This is a genomic window from Pyxidicoccus caerfyrddinensis (assembly GCF_010894405.1).
GTDB lineage: Bacteria > Myxococcota > Myxococcia > Myxococcales > Myxococcaceae > Myxococcus > Myxococcus caerfyrddinensis.
This window is the reverse complement of sequence record NZ_JAAIYA010000009.1, coordinates 111,009-134,575: the sequence shown is the minus strand read 5'-3', so window position 1 is coordinate 134,575 and position 23,567 is coordinate 111,009. Positions and strand designations below refer to the sequence as shown.

Genomic DNA, 23,567 nt, shown 5'->3' with positions numbered 1-23,567 from the left:
CACATAAGAGAGGCCATGCAACCTCCCACCGGACAGCCTCCTCCTGGCAAGCGCTGGCACACCCGCGAGGACAGCGGCATCCGCCTCGACGCCACGCTGCGCTGGTGGCACGACGACGAGCCCATCCAGCACCCGAAAATCATCGAGCTCTTCAACAGCTCCCTGGTGCTGGACGAGGAGGGCCGCTACCAGCTGCGCATCGGCAAGGACTGGTGCTTCGTCCAGGTGGAGGGCGCCGCCTACGAGGTGCGCACGGTGGACGTCACCCCGGACGAGCGGGTCTCCGTTCGCTTGAGCGACCGCACCGCCGAGGCGCTGGAGCCCTCCACCGTGCACGTGGACCCTGACGGCGTCCTGTCCTGCATGGTGAAGCAGGGCCGGGCCCGGGCGCGCTTCTCCCGCGACGCCCAGTACCAGCTCGGTCAGCTCCTGGAGGAAGGGGCAGACGGTGGCCTCGTGCTGTGCGCGGGCCAGCGCCGGATGCCCCTCCCGGTGTCCCTGGACGCGCTGCAGGCCTCGTCCTAGGCGGCGGCCTCCGTGGAGGCGGGAGGGCAGGGGAGGGCCGTCGTGCCCGTGAGCTCCCGGCCGAGCGCCTCCAGCACGTCCGGGTGCTCGCGCAGCCACTCCGCGGCGCGCTCGCGGCCCTGGCCGATGCGCTCCCCGCGCAGGCTGAAGTGGCTGCCCGACTTCTCGATGAGGCCCGTGGCCACGCCCAGGTCCAGCACCTCGCCCGTGCGGTGGATGCCGGTGCCGTACAGCAGGTCGAACTCGGCCTCCTGGAAGGGCGGCGCCATCTTGTTCTTCACCACCTTCACCCGCGCTCGCGAGCCGACCACCGCGTCCCCGTCCTTGAGGTTGCCCGTGCGGCGAATCTCCAGCCGCACCGACGCGTAGAACTTCAGCGCGTTGCCGCCCGTCGTCGTCTCCGGGTTGCCGAACATCACGCCAATCTTCATGCGAATCTGGTTGATGAAGATGATGCACGTGCCGGAGCGGCTCACCGCGCCGGTGAGCTTGCGCAGCGCCTGGCTCATCAGCCGCGCCTGCACGCCCATGTGCGCGTCCCCCATCTCCCCCTCGATTTCGGCCCTCGGCACCAGCGCCGCCACCGAGTCCACCACGATGAGGTCCACCGCCCCCGAGCGCACCAGCTGCTCCGTGATTTCCAGCGCCTGCTCGCCGGTGTCCGGCTGCGCCACCAGCAGCTCCTCCACCTTCACGCCCAGCTTGCGCGCGTAGGACACGTCCAGCGCGTGCTCCGCGTCGATGAAGGCCGCCACGCCGCCCACGGCCTGCACCTGCGCAATCGCATGCAGCGTGAGCGTCGTCTTGCCCGAGGACTCGTTGCCGAACACCTCCACCACCCGGCCACGCGGGTAGCCGCCCACGCCGAGCGCCCGGTCCACTCCCACCGAGCCCGAGGGGATGACCGCCACCTTCTGCTCCCGGCCCTCACCCCCGAGCGTCATCACCGCGCCCCGGCCGAACTGCTTCTCGATTGACGCCACCGCCGCCGCCACCGCCTTCAGCTTCTCCGTGAGCTTGCTCATCGCGTCCTCGGCTCCCTCGCCGCCCTGCCTGTGAGTGGGTGCTGCGCCACGTGCGCGGCCTCGAGCCGCGGGCCGGGCGCATCGGACGGGCAGATGAGCAACGGCCATGCCGGGCCGTGCACACTCGGAAGCGAAGCCACGGAGCCGTCCACGCGCGTGGCCGGAGTCCCGCGCGGCGGAGGGTGCTGGCCGCGTCAGGGATTGAAGGCGGGCATCGCGCCGTGGGAGCCCGCCGGGCCAGCACCATGCTCAGCGCCAGAGGGGGTTCCCGTCCTACATCGGCGCAGTGCCTTGTCACCTCTACTTCTGGATGCCTCCAGGGGGGCGCCCGGCTGGTCGCTCGCGAGTTGGCGCTTCGCGTTGAAGTTTGGGGGGGAGGGTATGAATTTCTTCCGCGTGAGCCCGAAACGCGAAGACCTGCCCCATGTGGTCATCCTCGGCGGAGGTTTCGCCGGTCTCTACGCCGCGAAGCACCTCTACAAGCGGCCCGTGCGCGTGACGGTGGTGGACCGGCACAACCACCACCTCTTCCAGCCGCTGCTGTACCAGGTGGCCACCGCGACGCTCAGCCCGAGCGAGATTGCCGCGCCCCTGCGCGGGCTGCTGGGCCCCCACAACGTGGGCGTGGTGCTGGCGGAGGTGACAGGGGTGGACACGGTCGGCAAGCGCGTGCTGCTGACGGATGGCGAGCTGAAGTACGACTACCTCGTCATCGCCACCGGGGCCACGCACTCCTACTTCGGCAATGACCACTGGGCCCGGTTCGCTCCGGGGCTGAAGTCCATCGAGGACGCGGTGGAAATCCGCCGCCGCATCCTGATGGCCTTCGAGCTGGCCGAGCGCGAGACCGACCTGGAGGCCCGCCGCGCGCTGATGAACTTCGTCATCATCGGCGCGGGCCCCACCGGCGTGGAGCTCGCGGGCTCGCTGGCGGAGATCAGCCGCCATTCCCTGCCCGGTGACTTCCAGAACATCGACCCTCGCGACGCGCGCATCATCCTCATCGAGGGGGTGAGCAACGTGCTGCCCGTCTATCCCGAGGATTTGTCCCTCAAGGCGCGTCGCACGCTGGAGAAGCTGGGCGTCGAGGTCCGCACGGGCGCCCGTGTCACCAACATCGACGAGACGGGCGTGTTCATCGGCGCCGAGCACATTCCTGCCCGCACGGTGCTGTGGGCGGCGGGGGTGGCCGCCTCTCCGGTGGCTCGCACGCTGGGCGTGGAGCTGGACCGCGCCGGCCGCGTGCTGGTGACGCCCGAGCTGACGGTGCCCGGGCACGACGACATCTTCGTCGCTGGAGACCTCGCCTCCGTGATGGGGGACGATGGAAAGCCCGTCCCGGGGCTCGCGCCCGCGGCGATGCAGATGGGCAAGCAGGTTGCCCTCAACATCCGCCACCGGCTGATGGGCAAGCCCTTGCAGCCCTTCAAGTACTGGGACCGCGGCTCCTACGCGGTGATTGGCCGCGGGCATGCGGTGGGCATCGCCTTCCGCCGCTTCAAGCAGTCCGGCTTCCCCGCCTGGGCCGCCTGGCTGCTCATCCACATCACCTTCCTCATAGGCTTCCGCAGCCGGCTGGCGGTGCTGCTCGACTGGGCGTACTCGTACCTGACGTTCTCCAAGTCGGCCCGCATCATCACCGGCCCCACGCCGCGGCTGGACCGGCCGCCCGCGCTGCTGGGGCTTCCGGATGGCGACGCGATGAAGGTCGACGCCGCCACCCGGGCCGCCGTCACTCGCCAGGAGCCCACCGCGCCCGTGAGGCACTGACGCCCCGGCGGAGTCCCCAGCGTCACTCCCGGGGACTCGCCGGCCCGGACGCACCGGCCGGACGGAAGGTGGGCTCCGCCTGGGAAGCGCGGGGCCCCTGTGTACTGGCGTGCGGATGGTTCACCCGGTCCAGCATCCGGAAGTCGATGGCGAGCTGGATGTCCACCTCCTCGATGCGTGCATGCCCTTCGAGGTCCGTGCGGGTGAGGGCGACCTTGAGGATGCGGTCATGGGCACGCGCGGACAGTCCGTATTTGCGCACCGCCCGCTCCAGCATCACCTCGGCGCGCCGGCTCATGACGCAGTGGCGGCGCAGCAGGTGGGGCGGCAGTTGCGCGTTGCAGTGCACGCCCGGCTCATCGCGGTAGCGGTCCCGCTGGCGCTCGCGCGCGGCCTGGACCCGCTCGCGGTAGTAGCGGCTCGTCGGCTCCCTCGCCTCCGCGGGGGCCAGGTGCTGGTACTCCACCGGCCGCGTCTGCAGGGTCATGTCGATGCGGTCCAGGAGGGGACCACTCACCCGGGTGTTGTATTCGAAGCGGCGGTAGTCCGCGCAGGTACAGACGCGCCCGGCGACGCCGTAGTAGCCGCAGGGACACGGGTTCATCGCCGCCACCAGCATCACCCGGCACGGGTAGGTGATGTGCTGGTTGGCCCGCGCCAGGTGGATGACGCCTTCCTCCAGCGGCTGGCGGAGCACTTCGAGCACGTTCTTCCGGAACTCCGGCAGCTCGTCGAGGAAGAGCACCCCGTTATGCGCCAGGGACAGCTCACCGGGCCGCGCCGCCGCGCCACCGCCCACCAGCCCCGCGTCCGAGAGGGTGTGGTGCGGCGCCCGGAAGGGCCGCTCGCGCATCAGCGCGTGCCCCTCCGCCAGCAGGCCCAGCACCGAGTAGACCTTCGTCACCTCCAGCGCCTCGGGGAAGGTCATCTCCGGGAGGATGCCGGGCAGCCGCCGCGCCAGCATGGTCTTCCCGGAGCCGGGCGGTCCGCTGAGCAGCAGGTTGTGGCCTCCGGCGGCCGCCATCTCCAGGGCCAGCTTCAGCTCCGGCTGGCCTCGCACGTCCGCCATGTCCGGCCCCGTCCCGTCCCGTCCGGGCACGTCGGGGGCCTCCTCCCGGACGTAGGGTGTCACCGGCCTTGCCCCCGTCAGGTGGTCCACCGCCTCGCGCAGGTGCGTCACCGGGAGGACGCGCAGTCCCTCCACCAGCGCCGCCTCGGGCGCGTTGGCCGCCGGCAGCATGACGCCCTCGAAGCCGTGGTTGCGCGCCGCCACGGCCAGCGGCAACGCGCCCTTGATGGGCCGGAGCGCGCCGTCCAGCGACAGCTCCCCGCCAAAGAGCAGGCGCGCCACGGAGGCCTCCTCCAGTTGCTTCGCCGCCACCAGCACGCCCAGGGCAATGGGCAGCTCGAAGGCTGCTCCCTCCTTCTTCAGGTCGGCGGGAGCCAGATTCACGGTGACGCGCTTCTGGGGCAGCTCGAAGCCCGTGTTCTTCAGCGCGGAGATGACGCGCACCTTCGACTCCCGCACCGCCCCTTCCGCCTGCCCCACGACGTTGAAGTAGGGGAGGCCGAGCGCCATGTCGACCTCGCACTCCACCACCACCGCGTCGATACCCAGCAACGCCCCCGACCGCACCCGCGCCAGCATGTCCCGTCCTTCCCCGAAGCCACCGCCTCCCTCTCAGCAATGCGCATACCGGCACCTACCCGAGGCGGAGGGCCCCACCACCCAATCCACCGCGGTGGATGCCCGTCCCGGCACCGGGAACGTCAATTCCAGGGGGACCGGATTAATGCAGCGGGGTCTGGTCAGAACCGGATGAGTCCGGTACCTTGCCCCGGACGTGGGGAACGCAATGGGGGCAGAGGCCACAGTGGATACCGAGACTCGTCAACGCCGTCCGGTCCGCATCCGCCGAGCGGACATGAAGCGCGGCCAGCGCATGAAGCTGGCCTTCGGGGTGTTCCGCTTCTGTCTCTACGGGATGATGGGTCTCAGCTCCGAAATCTTCTTCTACAACCTGGTGCGCATTGCCCGGCACGTGCCCGTGCTGGAGGCGTTCTTCCGGTTCCAGTGGCGCGTGGATGATCGGCTCGGGCTCAACGCCATCTGGGACACCCCCGTCGTCACCGCGTACGGCCAGTGCTCGCTGTGGATGTTCCTCATCTACGGCGTGGCGTGCTTCTGCTTCATCGAGCCGCTGTACCGGTGGATGCTGTACCAGCACACCGGCCTGCGCGCCGCCATCTACGGCATCGTCATCCTGCTCTTCGAGGGCTTCACCGGCCTGGTGCTGGAGCGGCTCACCGGCTACCGCATCTGGTACTACGGGGACGCGGGCGCCATTCTCGGGGAGATGACGTCGCTCTACATCCTGCCCGTCTGGATGGTGACGGGCCTCATCGCCGAGTTCATCTACAGGGAGATGATGGACCCGGACCTCTTGGCCGCCTTGGAGTCCCCGCTGCCCGCCACGCCCGAGGAGACCGAGGCCTCGCTCCAGTTGATGCGGTAGGTGCAGGCGTGGCCGTCGTAGCCGGACGTCTCGATGAAGATGGCCTGCGCGCCGGCCACCCGCAGCCCCGCGTGGATGATGCCCGCGGTGAAGGAGGGGTAGGGGCCCACCTCGTTCATCCACAGCTCGAACTGCGCGGGCCCCAGCTCCTTCAGCTTGGACTCCGTGTAGTTGTTGCCGGCGCGGAAGTTCTGCGTGGCGCGCATCAGCGCCCGCCGGGGGCCCAGCACGCGCAGCAGTGACAGCACGGCGCGCCCCAGCATCGTCTCCCGGAAGCCTTCGATATAGGCCTCGCCCAGCTTCCAGGTGCCCTGCTCCAGCGGCTCACCGGGGAAGAGCTCCTCCGCGGTGATGCGCAGGAAGCTCATCCAGGAGTCGAAGGGGTAGGCCGGCCGGAGCTTCTGGTCCACGTCCAGGCCGGCCTGGCGCAGCCGCGCCTTGCACTCGGGCGTCAGCCGCCCGCTCAGCGCGCGCAGGAACAGAGCTTCGATGGTCTGCTCAAAGATGAGAAGCTCGTCGGCCATGAGTCGTGGACTCTAGCCGACGAGCTTCTCGAAGTGAACCGCGACCCCAACCCGGAGCGTAGGCTACAGGGAGGAGGCTCTCAGGGAGCGGGCGCGGGGGCAGGCGGCGTGGCGCCGGTGTCGACCTCGGTGCCCTGGATGACGGCGTTCTGCGGCAGCTCGGTGGCCATGGCGAGCACCTTCGCTCCGGCGGCCTTCGCACCATCCAGCGCTACGATGAGGCGCCCGTAGTTGGTGGCGTCGTCCGCCATGAAGAAGACGATCTTCTCGTCCGGCTTCTTGGCCGCCAGCATGCGCTTGATGCGGCTGACGTAGTCCGCCGGCTGGATCTTCTCCGTGTTGATGGAGTAGCCGCCATCCTTGTCCAGCTGGACGACCAGCTGCTGGTCGTTCGGATCCGGAGGCTGCGGTTCCTCCTCCACCTCCGTGTCGGGCACGCGCACCAGGATGTCCTTCTCCAGGAGCGGCGTCACCACCATGAAGATGATGAGGAGCACGAGCACCACGTCGACGAGCGGCGTGACGTTGATTTCCGAGTTCGGCGGGGTGGCGGGCTTCACCCACTGCCGCTGCTTGCGTCCGGACATTACTTCTTCTCCTCTACGCCGAGCGCGATCTGCTTCGCCTTGGACTTGCGGGCCACGTCCAGCACCTTGCGCACGTCGCCGACGTTCAGCGTGTTGTCACCCTTGAGCAGGATCTTCTTGCCCGGGTCCTTCGCCAGCTCCTCCGACAGCTTCGCCTGGAGTGCCTGATCATCCACCTGATCATTCTCCACGAACACCTTCTTGTCCGGGGTGATGGAGAGGACGATGGGGTCTGCGTCTTTGCCCCCCTCCTTCTCGATTTCGGTGGCCTTCGGCAGCTCCACGGACTTGCCGCGCTGGAGCATGGGGGTGACGACCATGAAGATGATGAGGAGCACCAGCACCACGTCCACCAGGGGCGTGACGTTGATGTCGCTCTTGATGCCCCCCTTGGGGCCTGCTGACATTCCCATGCGTGTACCTTGCTTCCTGGATGGAGGCGCCCGCCCTCACCTGGGGTGCCCCAACCTCCTTGCTGGGAGGTGGAGCCTGGTCAGATGAAGGGCGGGCCTCGGGTCGTCCCCGGGGCTCGCCGGTGAATGCTCAGGCCGCGTGCGAGGAGTGCGCGCCGCCGCCCAGATGGCGGGCCACCACGTCCAGGAACTCGTTGGACGACTCGGAGATGTCCACCGAGCGCGCGTCCACCCAACCCTGGAGGAAGTTGTAGGCCATCACCGCGGGGATGGCCACCAGCAGGCCGAACGCCGTGGTGATGAGCGCCTCGGCGATACCGGCCGAGATGGTGCCCAGACCGCCGGAGCCGGCGGCCGCCATCAGCTGGAACGCGTTGACGATACCCATCGTCGTGCCGAGCAGACCCACGAACGGCGCCGTGGAGCCGACCGTCGCCAGCAGGCCGAGGCCGCGCTTCATGCTCTGCACCTCACGCTGCGCCTGACGCTCGAGCGCGCGCGCCACCGACTCCACCGCCACGTCCTTGTTGTTGGGGCTGATGCGGTACGCCGTCAGGCCGGAGTTGATCACCCGTCCGAGGTGGCCCACGTCCTTGCCCAGGTTGGTGTTGGCGGCCGTGCTCAGGTCGCCCTTGGCCAGGATGGCCCCCATCTTCGCGGCGAAGTTGCGGCTGTCGGCGCGGGTCTTGCGGAAGACGAGCATCCGCTCCGCCATCACGACCAGCGACGCCACCGACATGATGGCCAGGGTAAAGATGATGCAACGAGCAAAGAGGCCCGTGTGCGCCCAGATATCTGCGAGAGTGAATTGCATGGTGGGTTTGAGCGCTCCTCCTCACGAGCGCGGGGTAGTCTGCGGTGCTTCGGTTCGGCGTGCCTGGATCAGCGCGGCAGCTTGAAGTTCAGTGTGAAGGTGTAGTCCACCTGGACCGGACGGCCCTGGAAGGTGACCGGCTTGTAACGTGACGAAGTCAGGGCGTCCATGACGGCCTTGTCCATGTGGGGCAGGGGCTTGATGATCCGGCAGCGCTCCACACGACCTTCCACGGTGACGACGCACTTGACGATCATGGTGCCCGCAACCCGGGCCTCCAGCGCCTCGCGCGTATACTCCGGCTGCGGACCGGAGATCTTCTCCGGGCGCGTCATGCCCGCGCCGAAGGGGAGCACGTCCGTGCCCGTACCGCCCAGCTGACCGCCCACCACACCACCAATCACACCACCCACCACGCCGCCCACCACACCACCGGCGACGCCTCCTTCAACCCCGCCCTCGACCTCCTCCTCGGTGGCCTCTTCCTGGGGCTCCTCGGTCGGCTCGACCTCCGGGGGAACCTCCTTCGGGACCTCCTTCGGCTGGACGATCTGGTCCGGCTTCTTGGGCTTCTTCTGCTGCGTCTTCGGCTTGGAGGAAGAGGCAGGAGGAGGCGGAGGCGGAGGCGGAGGCGGAGGGGCCATGGTGGCCTTCAGCGTGACCTCGATCTCCTTCTCCTCGACGGGCGGCGGCCGCGTCGACAGCCAGAGCGCGAGGCCGAAGAGCCCCACATGGAGGATGACCGAGATGGTGGCCCCGACGCCGAACTTCGGCTTGGGCCCCTGACCACGGTCAAGGACTGAATCGAACATGAACTAGACTCCTCTAACCAGTGGACACCGACACGCCCTGCCGGGTGAAAGGGCGCGTCACCATACAGAAACCGGTTCCGGGTTCAAGCAGGCGTGTCGAGTGCTTCCGACCTGATCGCGCAATTGCCCCACTGGTCACCAAAAAGCAACGGTCTATTGACAACTGCCCGACCTCGGATATTTTCCCGAGTCATTTTCGGTTGCAGCCCACCTTGGAGGGGTATGGTATGCACTTGAACCGAGTGCTCCGGGAAACCGGAGTTGTCCTGGCCGCAGGTCTGCTTTACGGATCGGCGGCTTTCGCGCAGTCGAGCACGATGATCGGTACGATCATCGACGCTCAGAGTCGGCAGCCTGTTCCTGACGTCGTTGTTACCGCGACCTCGCCCAACCTTCAGGGTGAGCAGACCGTGGTTTCTGACGCACAGGGCAACTACCGTATTCCCCAGCTTCCGCCGGGTGTGTACACCCTGCGGTTCGAGAAGGAGCAGTTCCGGCCCTACGCCCGGGCCGATGTCCAGTTGCGCCTCAACCGCACCATCCGCGTGAACGTGGAGCTGCTCCCCGAGTCGCTCGGTGAGGTGGTTGAGATCACGGGTACCCCGCCGACGATCGACGTGGGCTCCACGACCACGGGCGTCAACGTGGATCAGGAGTTCATCAAGCGCATCGCGGTGGCCCGTCCGGGTGGCAAGGGCGGCGCTGCTCGCTCCTTCGAGTCCCTGGCCGAGCTGGCGCCTGGCGCCCAGACGGACAACTACGGCGTGTCGATCAACGGCGCGACCTCGCCTGAGAACGGGTACGTGGTGGACGGTCTGTCCACGAACGACCCGGCCTACGGCGTGAACGCCAGCCCGCTGTCCATCGAGTTCGTGCAGGACGTGAACATCATCACCGGCGGCTACATGCCGGAGTTCGGTCGCTCCACGGGCGGCGTCATCAACGCGGTCACCCGCTCGGGCTCCAACGAGTTCCACGGCTCCGTGTTCGCCAACTGGACCCCGGGCACCCTCGAGGGTGACCGCAAGCTGGTCCGCGAGGAAGGCACGGTCATCACCGGGCTCAACGAGCTGCAGAACCTCGGTGACTTCGGCGCCACCCTCGGCGGTCCCATCCTCAAGGACAAGCTGTGGTTCTTCGCCGGCTTCGCGCCGTCGTTCACGCGCTACCAGCACACGCGCGCGCTCAACGCCCTGGCGATCGACACGTCGAAGAACGACTACGCGACGGACGAGAACGGCTTCACGGTCGCCAATCTCATCCCCGGCTCGGAGCGTCAGTACTACGCTGACTCCCGCTCCGTGCAGTTCATGGGCAAGCTGACGTACCTCATCAACCAGGACCACAACGTCTCGTTCGCCCTGAACGGCACCCCGTCCTCGACGGGTGGCCTGGGCAAGCTGACGCTGGATCCGCGCACGGGCCTGCTGCCGGGCGCCCTGACGTCGCGTCCTGGCGACTTCGGCCTGACGGAGGGCAACAACAACACCACGTCGCTCGGCCTGAAGTACGCCGGTGCGTTCATGGACAAGAAGGTCCTGGTCGACGCCAACGTCGGTTGGTTCCACCAGACCGCCTCCACCCTGCCCGCGGACGGCAGCAAGCTGGGCAGCAGCACGGGCCTGGCGGGCTACTCCCGCATGAACTACACGCTCGAGCGCCCGCTGACGGCGTTCGAGGGCCTGCCCTCCGGGCAGGAGGGTGCCTGCGATCCGTACACCTTCACGGATGCGACCGGTACGCACACGCTGGAGCGCTGCCCGGTCACCGGCTACGCGGTGGGCGGCCCGGCCTTCATGAGCGACGCGAAGCTGGACCGTTACCAGATCAACGCGAAGGCCACGTACCTGCTGAACGCCATCGGCACCCACGTGCTGAAGGCTGGCGTGGACACCGAGTTCCTGGTGTACGACCAGACGAAGGCGTACGGCGGCGGCGTGTTCTACCAGGAGAACGGATCGGGTGGCACCCTGAGCGACTTCCGTCGCTACGGCTACCAGACGGGCCCTGACACGCCGATCACCCAGCTGACCCAGCAGTCGAAGTCCACCGGCACCACGGTGGGCGGCTTCGTGCAGGACTCCTGGTCCATCGCGAACCGCGTCACGCTGAACCTCGGCGTGCGCTACGACGTGCAGGCCATGTACGGCGGCAACGGCGACCTCGCCCTCATCCTGGGCAATCAGTGGTCGCCTCGCGTGGGCGCCATCCTCGACCCGTTCGCCAACGGTCGCGCCAAGTTCTTCGTGAACTTCGCCCGTTACTACGAGGCCGTTCCGCTCAACCTGCTCGACCGCAGCTTCCCGCCCGAGCGCCGCATCGGTGCGACCCGCGTCCTCGCGGAGCCCGGCAGCGGTGAGGAAGGGTGCGATCCGTCCAGCCGTGAGAGCCAGGGCACCGCGTGCCAGTCCACGGACTACGTGGTCGGCATCCCGGAGACCAGCCGCAACCCGAACCGTCTCTACACGGGCGGCAAGACGGAGAGCACGCCGGTTGACCCGGACATCACCCCGCAGTCCTCCGACGAAGTCGTCGTGGGCGGCGAGTACGAGGTCCTGGCCAACACCCGCGTGGGCGCCAGCTACACGCACCGCGACATGAACTCGGTCATCGAGGACATGAGCCGCGACGACGGCAACACGTACTTCCTCGGCAACCCGGGCTCGGGCTTCGCCAAGGAGTTCCCGAAGCCGGAGCGTAACTACGACGCCGTCACCGTCTACCTGAACCGCACCTTCGCGGACGGGTGGCTCGCCCAGGGTAGCTACACCTGGTCGCGTCTGTACGGTAACTACCCCGGCCTGTTCCGTCCTGAGACGGCGCAGCTCGACCCGAACATTCTCTCGGACTTCGACCTCGTCAGCCTCCTTGAGAACCGCACGGGCCTGCTGCCCTTCGACCGCACGCACGCCATCAAGGTGTTCGGCGCGAAGGAGTTCAACGTCACGAGCGCGCTGTCCGCGAGCGTCGGCGTGTCCTACCGCGGCAACTCGGGTACGCCGATCAACTACTTCGGCGCGCACGCGGCCTACGGCACGGACGAGTCCTTCGTCCTTCCCCGCGGCTCCGGTGGCCGGACCCCGTGGATCAACACCATCGACTCCAACATTGGTGTGAACTACCGCGTCAGCAAGGACAGCGTCGTCTCCTTCACCCTGGACGTGTTCAACCTGTTCAACTTCCAGGGCGTTGACCTGGTGGACCAGACCTACACGACCCTCAACGCGCAGCCCATTCCCAACGGCAAGCCGGGCGACATCGAGAACCCGGTCGGCGTGGTGGGCTGGCAGGAGGGCTCGGAGCGTGAGGACGACCCGGACACGCAGGTCGACGAGTCGCTGTTCGGCAACGTGGACGGCGACGTGAACAAGAACTTCAAGAACCCCACCCGCTACCAGCCGCCCCGTCAGGTGCGCTTCGGTATCCGGTACACGTTCTAATCCCAAGCCATCCACGGAATCCCAAGTCACATGACCAAGAACATCTTCAAGACTGCGCTGGCCGTTATCAGCGTGGGCAGCCTGATGTCGGGCTGCGACTTCGAGCAGCCGGTGGCCGGGTGCTTCGTCCAGGACTCCTCTAACTGGGCGATGAAGTACGACCTGGTGGACGAGCCGAAGCTGGTGGAGGGCGGCGGCGCCTGCACGGCGGTGCCTCCTGATGCCGAGCGCGTGGGCGTGTTCAAGTTCGTCGACCCCGACCACCCCGAGAACGCCATCCTGACCCTCCGTCCCGCGGCCCTCGTGGCGCTCTCGGGCCGGGACTCGGGTTCGCCGTCGCGCCAGACGGCGACGGGCAAGCTCGCGGCGGAGCCGGATGCGAACGACTTCTGCGCGGCGACGGACTTCTCCGTCGCTACCGTGGAGGCCGCGGCCACCAGCACGGCGGCGAAGACCACGGTGACGTACGAGTTCAGCAACTGGCGGGTGTACTCGGCGCCGAGCGCGCCGGGCACGCAGATGACCGGTGAGCTGAAGTACACGAAGGACGGGTGCGTTTCGACCTACGTCGTGCGCGGCCTGTGGCCGACCATCCCCTGCGATCCGGACTCGGACGAGCCTGCTGAGAACTGCGGTGAGGGCTCCGGCCTGAACCCGGACTTCGCGGCCACGTGCGCGCCGGTCAGCCACATCTGCGTCCCTGCGAAGTCCGTCCCCTCGTTCAACTAGAGCGAGAACCAGGCTCCAGTTGAGCCGAGCCACCCCAGGGTGGCGCAACGCGGCCCCGGCAGCCCTCCCCCACGTGGGAGTGGCGACCGGGGCCGCGGTGTTTACAGAGCTGTACCTTGCTGGAGGCACATGGAGGGTCGCTACTCACTGATTGAGCACGTCAGCTCGCTGCTGGCGGACGAGCAGGGCACGCTCTACAAGGCGGCGCCCTACCGGGTGGCCCTCTGCTACCCAAGCCCCTACCACGTGGGCATGAGCTCGCTCGGCTACCAGGCCATCTACCGGGAGCTGCACGAGCACCCCGGGGCCACCGCCGAGCGCGTCTTCCTTCCGGACGACGTGGAGGCCTTCAAGCGCACGCGCACGCCGCTGTTCACCTGGGAGTCGCAGAACCCCGTCTCCAGCTTCGACATGCTGGCCTTCTCCGTGGCCTACGAGCTGGAGGTGACGGGCCTCTTCTCGCTGCTGGAGCTGGCCGGCCTTCCCCTGCTGGCAGAGGAGCGCCGCGACGGCGGCTACCCGCTCATTGTCGCCGGTGGGCCGCTGACATTCTCCAATCCCGACCCGCTCGAGCCCTTCGTGGACGTGCTCGTCCAGGGCGAGGCCGAGGACCTCATCCACGTCCTGGTGGACGCGGCGGCCTCCATCGACGACCGGGACGCGCTGCTGTCGCACCTGGCGCGCATCCCCGGCTTCCGGGTGCCCGGACGCGGTGGGGCGCGGTACTACGTCGCCAAGGCGACGGACGCCCGGCTGCCCGCCCGCACGCAGATTGTCACGCCCCATACCGAGCTGCGCTCCATGTTCCTCATCGAGCCGGAGCGGGGCTGCTCCCGGGGCTGCCATTACTGCGTCATGCGGCGCACCACCAACGGGGGCATGCGGACGGTGCCGCCGGAGCGCGTGCTGTCCCTCATCCCGGAGACGGCGAAGCGGGTGGGCCTCGTGGGCGCCGCGGTGACGGATCATCCGCGCATCGTGGAGCTGCTGCGCACCATCGTCGACTCGGGCCGCGAGGTGGGCGTGTCCTCGCTGCGGGCGGATCGGCTGACGCAGGAGCTGGTGGATCAGCTCCGCCGCGGCGGGGCGACCAACCTCACGGTGGCGGCGGACGGGGCCTCGCAGCGGATGCGGGACCTGGTGGACCGCAAGCACTCGGAAGAGCAGATTGTCCGGGCCGCCACCTTCGCCAGGACGGCGGGGATGAAGCAGCTCAAGGTCTACAACGTGGTGGGCCTGCCCTTCGAGGGCGACGAGGACATCGACGAGCTGATCCGCTTCACCGCGGAGCTGTCGCGCATCCTCCCGGTGGCGCTGGGCGTGGCCCCCTTCGTCGCGAAGCGGAACACGCCGCTGGACGGGGCGCCCTTCGCGGGCATCCGCGAGGTGGAGAATCGGCTGGAGCGCCTGCGCAAGGGCTTGCGGGGCCGCGCCGAGGTGCGTCCCACCTCCGCGCGCTGGGCGTGGGTGGAGTACATGCTGGCCCAGTGCGGCCCGGAAGGCGGGCTGGCGGCCATGGACGCCTGGCGCGCCGGGGGCAGCTTCGCGGCCTGGAAGCGCGCCTTCGAGGCGCGGGGCTGCGAGCCGTACCTCGCCCGCCGGGTGGAGGACGGGCGGCGCAACCCCGTGGTGTGGCCCACCGTCCCCAAGGTGGCGCCCCCGGAAGTCTCCCCGCCGGCGTCCGCCGCCTGACGGGGAAGGCGATGTGGGCGGTGCACGGCTGCCCCGAGTTCCGCTAGAAGGCCGCTGGCGCCGATGGCCGGCGTCCAGGGCAGCGGAGAACCGTGTGAGCGCGCAGCGTGTGGACAAGGCGTGGCAGCAGAAGGGCCTGAAGGAGTACTCGACGGAGGCCCTGCTGGGGACGCTCGGCCACTACGGGCTTCCCGTGGGCGAAGAGGACTTCCGCAAGCTGGCGGAGACGACCTTCCCCCTGGGAATCGCCCAGGAGTGGCGGCCGAAGTGGAAGGGCACCGGCCCCTTCAAGGACTTCATGGTGGCGGCGGCCGTGGAGCTGTGGCGCCGTTGGCTGCCGGACCGGGTGGCGCCCATGGAGCTGGCCGACACGCTCACCGGGCTCATGCACGCGTGCGCGCTGCTGCTGGACGGCAAGCAGGACGCGCCGGTGGCGGCCGCCCTCGAGAAGATGAACGGCCTGCGCTCGCGCATGCCGCTGGATGAGCGCGGCGCCCCGCAGGAGCGCTTCATGCGCGAGGCGCTCGCGCCCTTCACGGAGAAGCAGGCCGAGGTGTTCGACAGCCTCGCCGAGGCGCTCGCGTCCGCGGGCCACGCCGCCCATGCGGAGGCCTTCGCCGACGTGGAGGAGTTCCTCCTGCCGGACCGCAAGGGCATCTCCCGCGCCATGGTCCGCGCCGCGCGCGGCGAGCTGGAGGGCGCCACGGACGACCTGGCGAAGCTCACCGAGGACACCTCGCGCAGCCCCATTGCCCGCCTGCTCGCCGTGGACGGCCTCATCCACGTGAAGGCCCACGGCCGCGCGGCCGCGGCGGCCCGCACGCTGCTGGAGTCGGCGGAGCAGGGTGGGGATTTGCACCTCGCGCTGGACCTCGTCCCGCGCCTGGAGCACATCTACAAGGCGCAGAACGACCGTGAGTCGCTGCTGGACCTGATGCGCATCTCCGAGCGCCTCGAGACGGCCCACGACAAGATTCACCCCGGCCACCGGCGTCACCGCCACGGCCGCTGAAGAACCCTGAAGGAACTGGCACGGTGGGTGGGCCTGAAGCGGGCCCACCTCTCGCGTCCGCTTCAGCCCAGCCCGTCCGGGCCGCGCCCTTGAGGGCGGAGGTGGACGGGCGCGGCGCTGGCGCACTCCCGCGTCTCAGCCCAGCCCGTCGGGCCCGCCGGCCTCGTCCTTGGCCGCCGAGACGGGCACGAGCGACGCCTCCAGTCCGGCGACACCTTCCTCCTTCGCCGCGCCCGCGGTGCGCTTCAGCGGCACACGCAGGACGCCGGGCACGCCTTCCGACACGTCGCGCACGGACACCACCGCGCCCACCGTCGTGTAGCGGATGGCGCCCGTCTGCGTGAAGGCGTGCTTGAGCGGGTACTCCTTCGCGCGGGGGAGGAACCACTCGCGCGTGGCCCGCATGGGCAGCACGTGCAGCTCGCCCTGCGAGAGGAAGACGTACACCAGCAGGTCCGCGCCGCTGTAGAGGAAGCAGCCCGGGGTGTCCTTCTCCAGGTTGGACACCAGCTCGAAGAAGTAGCGGCGGCGGGTGGCGTTGCGGTCGCCCTTCACCTCGATGCCGCGCACCTCTCCCGAGGGTAGCTCCCAGAGGAGGTCCACCCCGCGGTGCTGGAAGCGCGGGTCCGCCTGCACGTCGTGCACGCGTGAGTCCGGCTCCGTCTGCAAAAGCCACGTGCGGGCGTGCTGGACGGCGCGGTCCGCCGCGCCCTGCACGCCCCGCATGCTGAAGCTTCGCGCCATGTCGTCAGGTCAGCGGCGCAGCTCGACGCCGGTGGCCACCAGCTGCACCTCGCGCGGCTTGCCGTCCGCGCCGCGGGGGACGATGGCGCCCTCGGACTCGTAGTGCTGCGCGTTGCCGTCGCTCAGCTCGGCGACCTTCACCACGCCCTCCACGCGCGCCTTCGAGCCGGCCGAGTCCAGCGGGACGAAGAAGCCGTAGTCCTTGAACGTCACCCGGACGCCCGGGCTCTTGTCCTGGGTGTCCGCCGCCAGCTCCATCCAGCAGCCCTTGCGCTCGCACGCCTTGCGCACGGTGCCCTCCACCAGCACCGTCTTCCCGTCGTGCGCCTGCGGCTTCGCCAGCACGTCCGCCAGCTTCACCGCCTGGGTGCCCTTGATGGGCTCTCCCCGGGTGAGCTTCCAGCCATCCTGGGAGGCGGGCGCGGCGGCCGGTGCCTCGGCCTTGGCGGGGTGGTGGCAGTCGCCCTCGGCGGCCTTGGGGGCCGCCTTGGCGGGCGTCTTGTCACCCGCGAGCGCAACCAGGGGAACGGCGACCAGCAGCATCAGGGACGTGCGGAGCGAGTTCATGGGTCGTACGCTTAGCCAGAAGTCCTTGCTCCGGCAAGCCGGCGTCCGTACTAGAGTCCTCCTGTCCCGCACCGTCCGGTGAGGCGTGCATGAAAGTCCTCATCCCCCCCCGCAACCGCAGCTTCGGCACCGTGGATGCCCTGGGCATCGCCGGCATCGTCGGTCTGCTCGTGGCCCGCTACATCCCCGTGGCCCGCCTCATCCCGTTCTGGGGCTGTGTGCTGCGCGAGCGGACGGGCTGGCCCTGCCTCGGCTGCGGGCTGACGCGGGTGGCGGACCGGGTGGCGCACTTCAACTTCGTCGGAGCCTGGGAGGCCAACCCCCTGGGGACGGTGGCCGCCCTCCTGTTCGCCCTGGCAGCGGTGGTCATGGTGCTGCACCTGGTCTTCGCCATGCCCATTCCGGAAATCCAGCTCTCCCCCCGGGAGTGGACCGTGGTGCGGGTGGCGCTGCCCATGCTCCTGCTCGTCAATTACGCCTACGTGGTGGTGAAGACGCGCTTCCCCCACCTGCTGCTGTAGCCTCCCTTCGTGCCATACGCGCTCGTCGTGCTGGGCTACCTCGCCGGCTCCATTCCCTTCGGTGTGTTGCTGACGCGGTGGCTGCGTGGCGTGGACGTGCGCCAGAAGGGCAGCGGCAACATCGGCGCCACCAACGTCACCCGCGTGGCGGGCAAGAAGCTGGGCGCGGTGGTGCTGCTGCTGGACGCCCTCAAGGGCGCGCTCCCCGTGGCGCTGGCGCTGCGGCTGTTGCCGGGACAGCCCACGCTGCACGTGCTGGTGGGCCTGTCCGCGGTGCTCGGCCACGTCTACCCGGTGTGGCTGAAGCTGCACGGCGGCAAGGGCGTGGCCACAGCGCTGGGCGTGCTGGTGGTGCTGGTGCCCCTCGCGGCGCTGGCTGCCGCGCTGGTGTACGCGGTCATCCTCGCGGTGTGGCGCGTCAGCTCGCTCGGCTCGCTGGCCGCGGGGGCCACGGCGGTGGGCACGTCGGCCTTCACCGCCCGGGAGGTGGAGTACGCCGGCCTCTCAGCCGTTCTCTTCGTCCTCATGCTGTGGACGCACCGGGGCAACATCGACCGGCTCCTGCGGCGCACCGAGCGGCGCTTCTGAGCCGTCCCCCATGGAGCCGCCCGTGGCCCGGTAGCCCAGCAGCGTGCAGGCGATGGGGCCGTTCCACATGTCCCGCTTCATGGTCGGACGCGCATGGAAGGCGCTCTCGAAGGCCGGGTTGCCGGAGAGCACCCAGATGCGCCAGCCCGGCACGCGGAGCGACTCGCCCAGCTTGTAATAGAAGCTCTTCATGCCCTTCTGCCCACCCGAGCCCAGCCGGTCTCCATAGGGCGGGTTGGTGATGAGCAGGCCGCCCATGGCGGGCAGCGGCGGGAGCTTCGTCGCGTCGCCCTCGGCGAGCTGGATTTCCTCCGACAGCTTCGCCGCGCGCACGTTGCGGATGGCGGCATCCAGCGCCTCCGGGTCCTTGTCGAAGCCCAGGAGCGGCACCGTCACCTTGCGCTCGTTGCGCCGCGCGTCCGCGCGCAGGTCCGCGAGCAGCTCGCGCGCTCGCGTGCCCAGCTCCGGCCAGCGCTCCACCGCGAAGTCGCGGTTGAGGCCCGGCGCGCGCTTCCTCGCGATGAGGCCCGCCTCGATGAGGAGCGTGCCGGAGCCGCACATCGGGTCCACCAGCGCCTCCTCGCCCGTATAGCTCGCGGCGCGCAGCAGGGCCGCGGCCAGCGTCTCCTTGAGGGGCGCCGGGGTGGGGCGCACGCGGTAGCCGCGCCGGTGCAGGGGCTCGCCGCACAAGTCGAGCGAGAGCGAGAGCGTCTCGCGCGCCAGGTGCGCCACCACGCGCACGTCCGGGTCTCGGGTATTCACGTCCGGCCGGGCGCCCACCGCGTTTCGGATGCGGTCGACAATCGCGTCCTTCACCTTGAGGGCCACGAAGCCCGAGTGGCTGTGCTCGCTGTCCTTCAGCGTGGCATCCACCGCGAAGGTGGTGTCCGGGTTGAGGTGCTCCTCCCAGGGGATGCTCACGGCGGCTTCGTAGAGGCCTTCCGCGCCGTGGGCCTCGAAGGCGCCCAGCGGGTAGAGCACGCGCATGGCGATGCGGGACCAGAGGCACACCATCAGCGCCTCGTCGAGCGTGGCCATGAAGCGCACGCCGCCGCGGTCCTGGCGGATGCGGCGGGCGCCGAGCTCCTTCAATTCATCCGCGAGGAGGTCCTCGGTGCCGCGAGCGGCGGTGGCGTACAGGGCAATGCGTTCAGCCATGGGATACCGCCCATAGACGACGTGGGCCCGCTTGGGAACCGGCAACGCACATCAAGTGCCCACCACCTCGTAGATGGCGAAGGTGGCGCCCTCCTGCTCGGCGCTGGCCTCCTTCGCCCGCCGGAAGTCCTCTGACTGGAAGTAGGCACGCATCGCCTCCCTGTCCCGCCAGCGCGTCACCAGCAGCAGCTCGGGCGAGCGCTCGAAGGACCGCAGCACTTCCAGGCCCAGGAAGCCCTCGTACGCATCCACGCGCCGGGCGCGCTCCTGGAAGCGGGCGACCAGGGCGTCCGCCTCTTCGGGCGCGGGGCGGAAGCGGGAGATGGCGACAATCATGGTCACACGTTCCTGAACCTCGAACGCCCCCGTGAGGAACAACCGCTCCGGCCGCCGCGCCCGTTCCCGGAACGCGACGGCCCTGGGAGGCCCCTGCCGCTACATGGCCCCGGCGCCGGGCATGTCGCCCACGCCGCGGATGAGCACCTCGCGGGGCTTGGCGCCGTCCGCCGCGCCCACCACGCCGTCGCGCTCCATGCGCTCAATCATGCGCGCCGCGCGGTTGTAGCCGATGCGCATCTTGCGCTGGAGCATGGAGATGGAGACGGCCCGCATCTCGCTGACCGTCGCGAGCGCCTGGTCGTACAGCTCGTCGGACAGCTCGTCCTCCTCGCCGCCGCCACCTTCGCCTTCCTCGTCGCGCGGCTTGAGGATGGACTCGTCGTAGACGGGCTTGCCCTGGGCCTTGAGGTGGTCCACGGCGCGCTTGATTTCGGTCTCCGACACGAAGGCGCCGTGCACGCGCTGCAGGTGCGCGCTGGTGGGCGGCATGATGAGCATGTCGCCCATGCCCAGCAGGGCCTCGGCGCCCACCGTGCCCAGAATCGTCATCGAGTCCGGCTTCGAGCGCAGCATGAAGCTGACGCGCGTGGGGAAGTTGGCCTTGATGACGCCGGTGACGACGTCCGTGGACGGACGCTGCGTCGCCACCATCAGGTGGATGCCGGACGCACGCGCCATCTGCGCCAGGCGGGCCACGTACGTCTCCACCTCGCGGCTGGCCACCATCATCAGGTCCGCCAGTTCGTCGATGATGACCACGATGTACGGCAGCTTCTGGCGCTGCTTCTTCTCCGCCTTCTCCGCGGCGGCTTCGAGTGCCTCATCGGCGTCCTCCGCCTCGGCCTCCACCTCGGGCACCTCGGCGGACTCCTCGGACACCACCGCCTCGCGCATGTCCTCGTCGTCGTCGCGGGGCGCGGCCACGCCCATGCCCTCGCTGCCCGTGGCGGGCGCGTCCAGCACGAGCACGTTCTTGGGCTTGGACTTCTTCTTCGGGGCGGGCTCGGCGGCCGCGTCCTTCACCTCGGTGGCGGTGCTCTCCACCAGCTTGTTGTAGCCGCCGATGTTGCGCACGCCGGCCTCGGACAGCAACTGGTAGCGGCGCTCCATCTCCTCCACGGCCCAGCGCAGCGCGAGCGCCGCCTTCTTCGGGTCCGTCACCACCGGCAGGAGCAGGTGGGGGATGCCCTCGTAGACGGACAGCTCGAGCATCTTCGGGTCCACCATGATGAAGCGGACCTCCTCGGGCGTGGCCTTGAGGAGGATGCTCATGATCATGGAGTTCACGGCCACCGACTTACCGGAGCCCGTGGTACCGGCGATGAGCAGGTGCGGCGCCTTGGCCAGGTCGAGGACGTACGGCATGCCCTCGATGTCCTTGCCCACGCACATGGTCAGCTTGCTCGCGCCCTTGTTGAACGCGTCCTGCTCGGCAATCTCCTTGAGGTAGACCGTCTCACGGTCCTTGTTCGGCACCTCGATGCCCACCACGCCCTTGCCGGGGATGGGGGCGACGATGCGCACGCGCATGGCCTCCATCGCCATGGCGAGGTCGTCCGCGAGCGCGGCAATCTTGCTCACCTTGATGCCGGGTCCCGGGAGGAACTCGTACATGGTGACGACGGGGCCGGGACGGATTTCCACCACCTCGCCGACGATGCCGAAGTCCGCCAGCTTCGCGCGCAGCTTCTCCGCGGTGATGAGGAAGGCGTCCTTGTCCAGCGCGGTGCGCTCCTGCCTGTCGCACTCGAGCACGTCCAGCGGCGGCAGCGAGAAGCTCTTGCGGTCGCCGACGAACTCGAACTGGTCCTGGCTCCTCTTCGCGGTGGGCTTGGGCGGCGCCTTGGGCTCCACGATGAGCGGCATGCGCGCCGCCAGCGCGGACGGAGGCGCCGGGACGATGGCGGCCGGAGCCGCCGGAGCCGCGGCGGGCAGCACCGGGGCCGCGGCAATGGGCGGCACCACCGCCGGAGCGACGGGCTCGGCGTCCTGCGCCTGCGCGGCGGCCAGCGCGTGCGCGGACACGGGCGGCGTGGACGGCTGCGGGCCGGTGACGATGTTGGGCGTCTTGCGGCCGCGGCGCGGGGGCTCGGCGTTCTCCGCGAGGGCGGGCACGGGCCGGGGCTCGGGCGCGAGGAACGACGCGGCCCAGGCAGGGTCCGCGCCGGGCGCCGGACGCTTCTCGGCGCGCGTGGGCGGCTTCTCGGTGACGGCGGTGAGGGACACCGGCGGGAGCGACTCGTCCTCCTCCTCACCGCGCACGGGGTTCCTCGCCGCCAGCTGCTTCTCCAGCTTCTCGCGGTCGCGGGTCTCCTTGAGGGCCTGCTTCGCGGCGACGGCCTGCTCCTTCTCGCTCTGCCTGGCCAGGCGCACGGCCTCCTCGGCCATGGCCTCCGCCTCGGCGGCCTCTGCCTCGGCGGCCAGCCGCTCGGCCTCGGCGAGCTCCTCTTCATCCGACTCGAGCTGCGCGAGGAAGGCGGCCTCCTCCTCCTTCTCCTGCGCGGCGCGCTCCTGGCGCTCCTTGTAGGCGACCTTCTGCGCCTCCCAGAAGACGAGGAAGGACTCGCGCATGCGGTTGCCCAGCACGCACATGCCGGCCCAGGCCAGCGAGCACAGCTTGAGGAAGGTGTACTGCGTGCCGACGATGAGCGCGGCGGCGCTGATGGCCGTCACGAGGATGACGGTGCCGACGGTGGAGAACAGCCCCTCCATCACCCCGCCCAGGCCCGCGCCCAGCGCGCCACCCGGAGGATGCGCCCAGCCCTTGTCGCCCGCGAACACGAGCTGCGCCAGCACGGACACGCTGGCCGTCAGCATCACCAGGCTGATGATTTGCGGCGCCCGCTTGCGGTCCCTGCTGCCTACGAACAGCACCATGGCCGCGTAGATGCCGCCCGCGGGAATCAGGTAGGCACACACGCCCAGCATTCCCCGCAGCGACTCCGCGATGAGGTGCCCCATGGGGCCCACCGCGTTGCGGAAGCCCGGCCCCACCCTGTCCTTCGCATCGAATGTGGCCACCGCCAGCAGGGACAACAGCGAGGCCGCCAGCAGGAAGACACCGGTGATGGCCCGCCCGGCGACACTTCCGCCCGGGCCAGCCTTCATCCGCTTGTCCGCAAGCTGCCTTCGCCGCGTCGCGATTTCCTGCCGGGACAGTACCGCCTTCTCCGCCCGACCCTTCTTCGCCGTCATGACCGTCTTCCCTCTGCGCGTCTCAGTCGCGTAGCGGGCTGTAGCAATGCCCGTCGCGAGTGTAGGGAGGGAGGGGGACCGGTCAATTTTCCAGCAGTCCGCCGAGCGTCGTGAGAGGGGAGCGGAAGACAGCTGACGGGACGCCTACATTTCGGCTGCGCCCCTCCACGGAGGGGGTATGTTGCCGCCATCAACGCCGCCCGGACGCGCCGCGTCGCGGGACGGTTGGACTTCGCCCAAGGAGCACCCCATGGCTGACGCCCGAACCGAAAAGCCGTCTTCCACCGAGGAGGAGTACTTCGCCCGGGAGGAGATTGAGAAGAAGCGCAAGCTGGCCATCCAGCAGGCCGCGGAGACCGCGGCGAAGCAGCGCGAGGAGCTCAAGCAGCTGCACTACATGAAGTGCCCCAAGTGCGGCATGGACCTGCACACACTGAAGCAGGGCAACATCGAAATCGACACCTGCTTCAACTGCCACGGCGTCTTCCTGGATGCGGGCGAGTTGGACCAGCTCATCAACCGCCACGGCCACGAGGGCAGCGGCAAGGTGATGGGCGCCATCCTCAACCTGTTCAAGCACAAGTAGCTCTGGCGAG

22 protein-coding genes are annotated in these 23,567 nt (G+C 69.3%); 10 read left to right on the top strand and 12 right to left on the bottom strand.

What is annotated here, in order from left to right; translation table 11 throughout:
* Window positions 1–15 precede the first annotated feature (15 nt).
* A complete protein-coding gene (locus G4D86_RS22805; RefSeq protein ID WP_205519690.1) occupies window positions 16–525 on the top strand; it encodes a DUF1285 domain-containing protein in 510 nt (169 codons plus the stop codon).
* Here G4D86_RS22805 and recA read toward each other — a convergent pair.
* Complete coding sequence (gene recA, locus G4D86_RS22800) at window positions 522–1,550, bottom strand: recombinase RecA (RefSeq protein WP_163996106.1); 1,029 nt, start codon at window positions 1,548–1,550, stop codon at window positions 522–524. The two genes, G4D86_RS22805 and recA, sit on opposite strands and share 4 nt — an antisense overlap.
* A 396-nt stretch (window positions 1,551–1,946) precedes the next feature.
* Here recA and G4D86_RS22795 point away from each other — a divergent pair, with 396 nt between their 5' ends.
* Complete coding sequence (locus G4D86_RS22795) at window positions 1,947–3,320, top strand: NAD(P)/FAD-dependent oxidoreductase (RefSeq protein WP_163996105.1); 1,374 nt, start codon at window positions 1,947–1,949, stop codon at window positions 3,318–3,320.
* 22 nt (window positions 3,321–3,342) lie between these two features.
* On the opposite strand, the gene G4D86_RS22790 is transcribed toward G4D86_RS22795, so the two are convergent.
* A complete protein-coding gene (locus tag G4D86_RS22790; protein ID WP_163996104.1) occupies window positions 3,343–4,968 on the bottom strand; it encodes a YifB family Mg chelatase-like AAA ATPase in 1,626 nt (541 codons plus the stop codon).
* 196 nt (window positions 4,969–5,164) lie between these two features.
* On the opposite strand from G4D86_RS22790, the gene G4D86_RS22785 reads away from it, so the two are divergent.
* Window positions 5,165–5,836, top strand: coding sequence for a hypothetical protein (locus tag G4D86_RS22785; protein WP_163996103.1), 672 nt, complete (start codon window positions 5,165–5,167; stop codon window positions 5,834–5,836).
* Here the strand turns inward: G4D86_RS22785 and G4D86_RS22780 are convergent.
* From G4D86_RS22780 to G4D86_RS22760, 5 genes are all read right to left on the bottom strand, one after another.
* Window positions 5,737–6,360, bottom strand: a complete 624-nt coding sequence (locus tag G4D86_RS22780) for a DUF2378 family protein (protein ID WP_163996102.1) — start codon at window positions 6,358–6,360, stop codon at window positions 5,737–5,739. The genes G4D86_RS22785 and G4D86_RS22780 overlap by 100 nt on opposite strands.
* An 80-nt stretch (window positions 6,361–6,440) precedes the next feature.
* The gene (locus tag G4D86_RS22775; protein WP_163996101.1) at window positions 6,441–6,947 is read right to left on the bottom strand and encodes an ExbD/TolR family protein; all 507 of its coding nucleotides are present in this window, start codon (window positions 6,945–6,947) and stop codon (window positions 6,441–6,443) included.
* The gene (locus G4D86_RS22770) at window positions 6,947–7,360 is read right to left on the bottom strand and encodes an ExbD/TolR family protein (RefSeq protein ID WP_163996100.1); all 414 of its coding nucleotides are present in this window, start codon (window positions 7,358–7,360) and stop codon (window positions 6,947–6,949) included. The genes G4D86_RS22775 and G4D86_RS22770 overlap by 1 nt, the downstream gene beginning before the upstream one ends.
* Before the next feature lie 130 nt (window positions 7,361–7,490).
* Window positions 7,491–8,174 carry a MotA/TolQ/ExbB proton channel family protein gene (locus G4D86_RS22765; RefSeq protein WP_163996099.1) on the bottom strand — a complete coding sequence of 228 codons (684 nt, stop codon included), beginning with the start codon at window positions 8,172–8,174 and terminating at the stop codon, window positions 7,491–7,493.
* A gap of 68 nt (window positions 8,175–8,242) precedes the next feature.
* Window positions 8,243–8,986: an energy transducer TonB gene (locus G4D86_RS22760; protein WP_163996098.1), complete on the bottom strand. Its 744-nt coding sequence runs from the start codon at window positions 8,984–8,986 to the stop codon at window positions 8,243–8,245.
* Between the two features lie 227 nt (window positions 8,987–9,213).
* On the opposite strand from G4D86_RS22760, the gene G4D86_RS22755 reads away from it, so the two are divergent.
* The 4 genes from G4D86_RS22755 (at window position 9,214) to G4D86_RS22740 (ending at window position 15,859) form a co-directional block, all read left to right on the top strand.
* On the top strand, window positions 9,214–12,426 hold the full coding sequence (locus tag G4D86_RS22755) for a TonB-dependent receptor (protein ID WP_205519689.1): 3,213 nt from the start codon (window positions 9,214–9,216) through the stop codon (window positions 12,424–12,426).
* Between the two features lie 30 nt (window positions 12,427–12,456).
* Window positions 12,457–13,155: a hypothetical protein gene (locus G4D86_RS22750; RefSeq protein ID WP_163996096.1), complete on the top strand. Its 699-nt coding sequence runs from the start codon at window positions 12,457–12,459 to the stop codon at window positions 13,153–13,155.
* 129 nt (window positions 13,156–13,284) lie between these two features.
* Window positions 13,285–14,847: a radical SAM protein gene (locus tag G4D86_RS22745; protein WP_163996095.1), complete on the top strand. Its 1,563-nt coding sequence runs from the start codon at window positions 13,285–13,287 to the stop codon at window positions 14,845–14,847.
* Window positions 14,848–14,941: 94 nt separating this feature from the next.
* Window positions 14,942–15,859 (top strand): hypothetical protein, encoded by a 918-nt coding sequence (locus G4D86_RS22740; RefSeq protein WP_205519688.1) that lies wholly within the window; start codon window positions 14,942–14,944, stop codon window positions 15,857–15,859.
* Between the two features lie 135 nt (window positions 15,860–15,994).
* Here the strand turns inward: G4D86_RS22740 and G4D86_RS22735 are convergent, their stop codons facing one another.
* Both G4D86_RS22735 and G4D86_RS22730 read right to left on the bottom strand, forming a co-directional pair.
* Window positions 15,995–16,603, bottom strand: coding sequence for a hypothetical protein (locus tag G4D86_RS22735; RefSeq protein ID WP_240360416.1), 609 nt, complete (start codon window positions 16,601–16,603; stop codon window positions 15,995–15,997).
* Between the two features lie 9 nt (window positions 16,604–16,612).
* Window positions 16,613–17,170, bottom strand: a complete 558-nt coding sequence (locus tag G4D86_RS22730; protein ID WP_163996094.1) for a DUF4920 domain-containing protein — start codon at window positions 17,168–17,170, stop codon at window positions 16,613–16,615.
* An 89-nt stretch (window positions 17,171–17,259) separates the two neighbouring features.
* On the opposite strand from G4D86_RS22730, the gene G4D86_RS22725 reads away from it, so the two are divergent.
* Together G4D86_RS22725 and plsY are read left to right on the top strand one after the other, a co-directional pair.
* Entirely contained in the window at window positions 17,260–17,691 is a 432-nt protein-coding gene (locus tag G4D86_RS22725) for a DUF2752 domain-containing protein (RefSeq protein WP_163996093.1), read from the top strand.
* Window positions 17,692–17,700: 9 nt separating this feature from the next.
* Entirely contained in the window at window positions 17,701–18,279 is a 579-nt protein-coding gene (gene plsY / locus G4D86_RS22720; protein ID WP_163996092.1) for a glycerol-3-phosphate 1-O-acyltransferase PlsY, read from the top strand.
* On the opposite strand, the gene G4D86_RS22715 is transcribed toward plsY, so the two are convergent.
* The 3 genes from G4D86_RS22715 to G4D86_RS22705 form a co-directional block, all read right to left on the bottom strand.
* The gene (locus G4D86_RS22715; protein ID WP_163996091.1) at window positions 18,196–19,437 is read right to left on the bottom strand and encodes a THUMP domain-containing class I SAM-dependent RNA methyltransferase; all 1,242 of its coding nucleotides are present in this window, start codon (window positions 19,435–19,437) and stop codon (window positions 18,196–18,198) included. The two genes, plsY and G4D86_RS22715, sit on opposite strands and share 84 nt — an antisense overlap.
* 51 nt (window positions 19,438–19,488) lie before the next feature.
* Window positions 19,489–19,773, bottom strand: a complete 285-nt coding sequence (locus G4D86_RS22710; protein ID WP_163996090.1) for an antibiotic biosynthesis monooxygenase family protein — start codon at window positions 19,771–19,773, stop codon at window positions 19,489–19,491.
* Window positions 19,774–19,872: 99 nt separating this feature from the next.
* On the bottom strand, window positions 19,873–22,971 hold the full coding sequence (locus G4D86_RS22705; RefSeq protein WP_205519687.1) for an FtsK/SpoIIIE family DNA translocase: 3,099 nt from the start codon (window positions 22,969–22,971) through the stop codon (window positions 19,873–19,875).
* A 250-nt stretch (window positions 22,972–23,221) separates the two neighbouring features.
* Between G4D86_RS22705 and G4D86_RS22700 the strand changes: the two genes are divergently transcribed.
* Complete coding sequence (locus G4D86_RS22700) at window positions 23,222–23,557, top strand: TFIIB-type zinc ribbon-containing protein (RefSeq protein ID WP_163996089.1); 336 nt, start codon at window positions 23,222–23,224, stop codon at window positions 23,555–23,557.
* Window positions 23,558–23,567 lie beyond the last annotated feature (10 nt).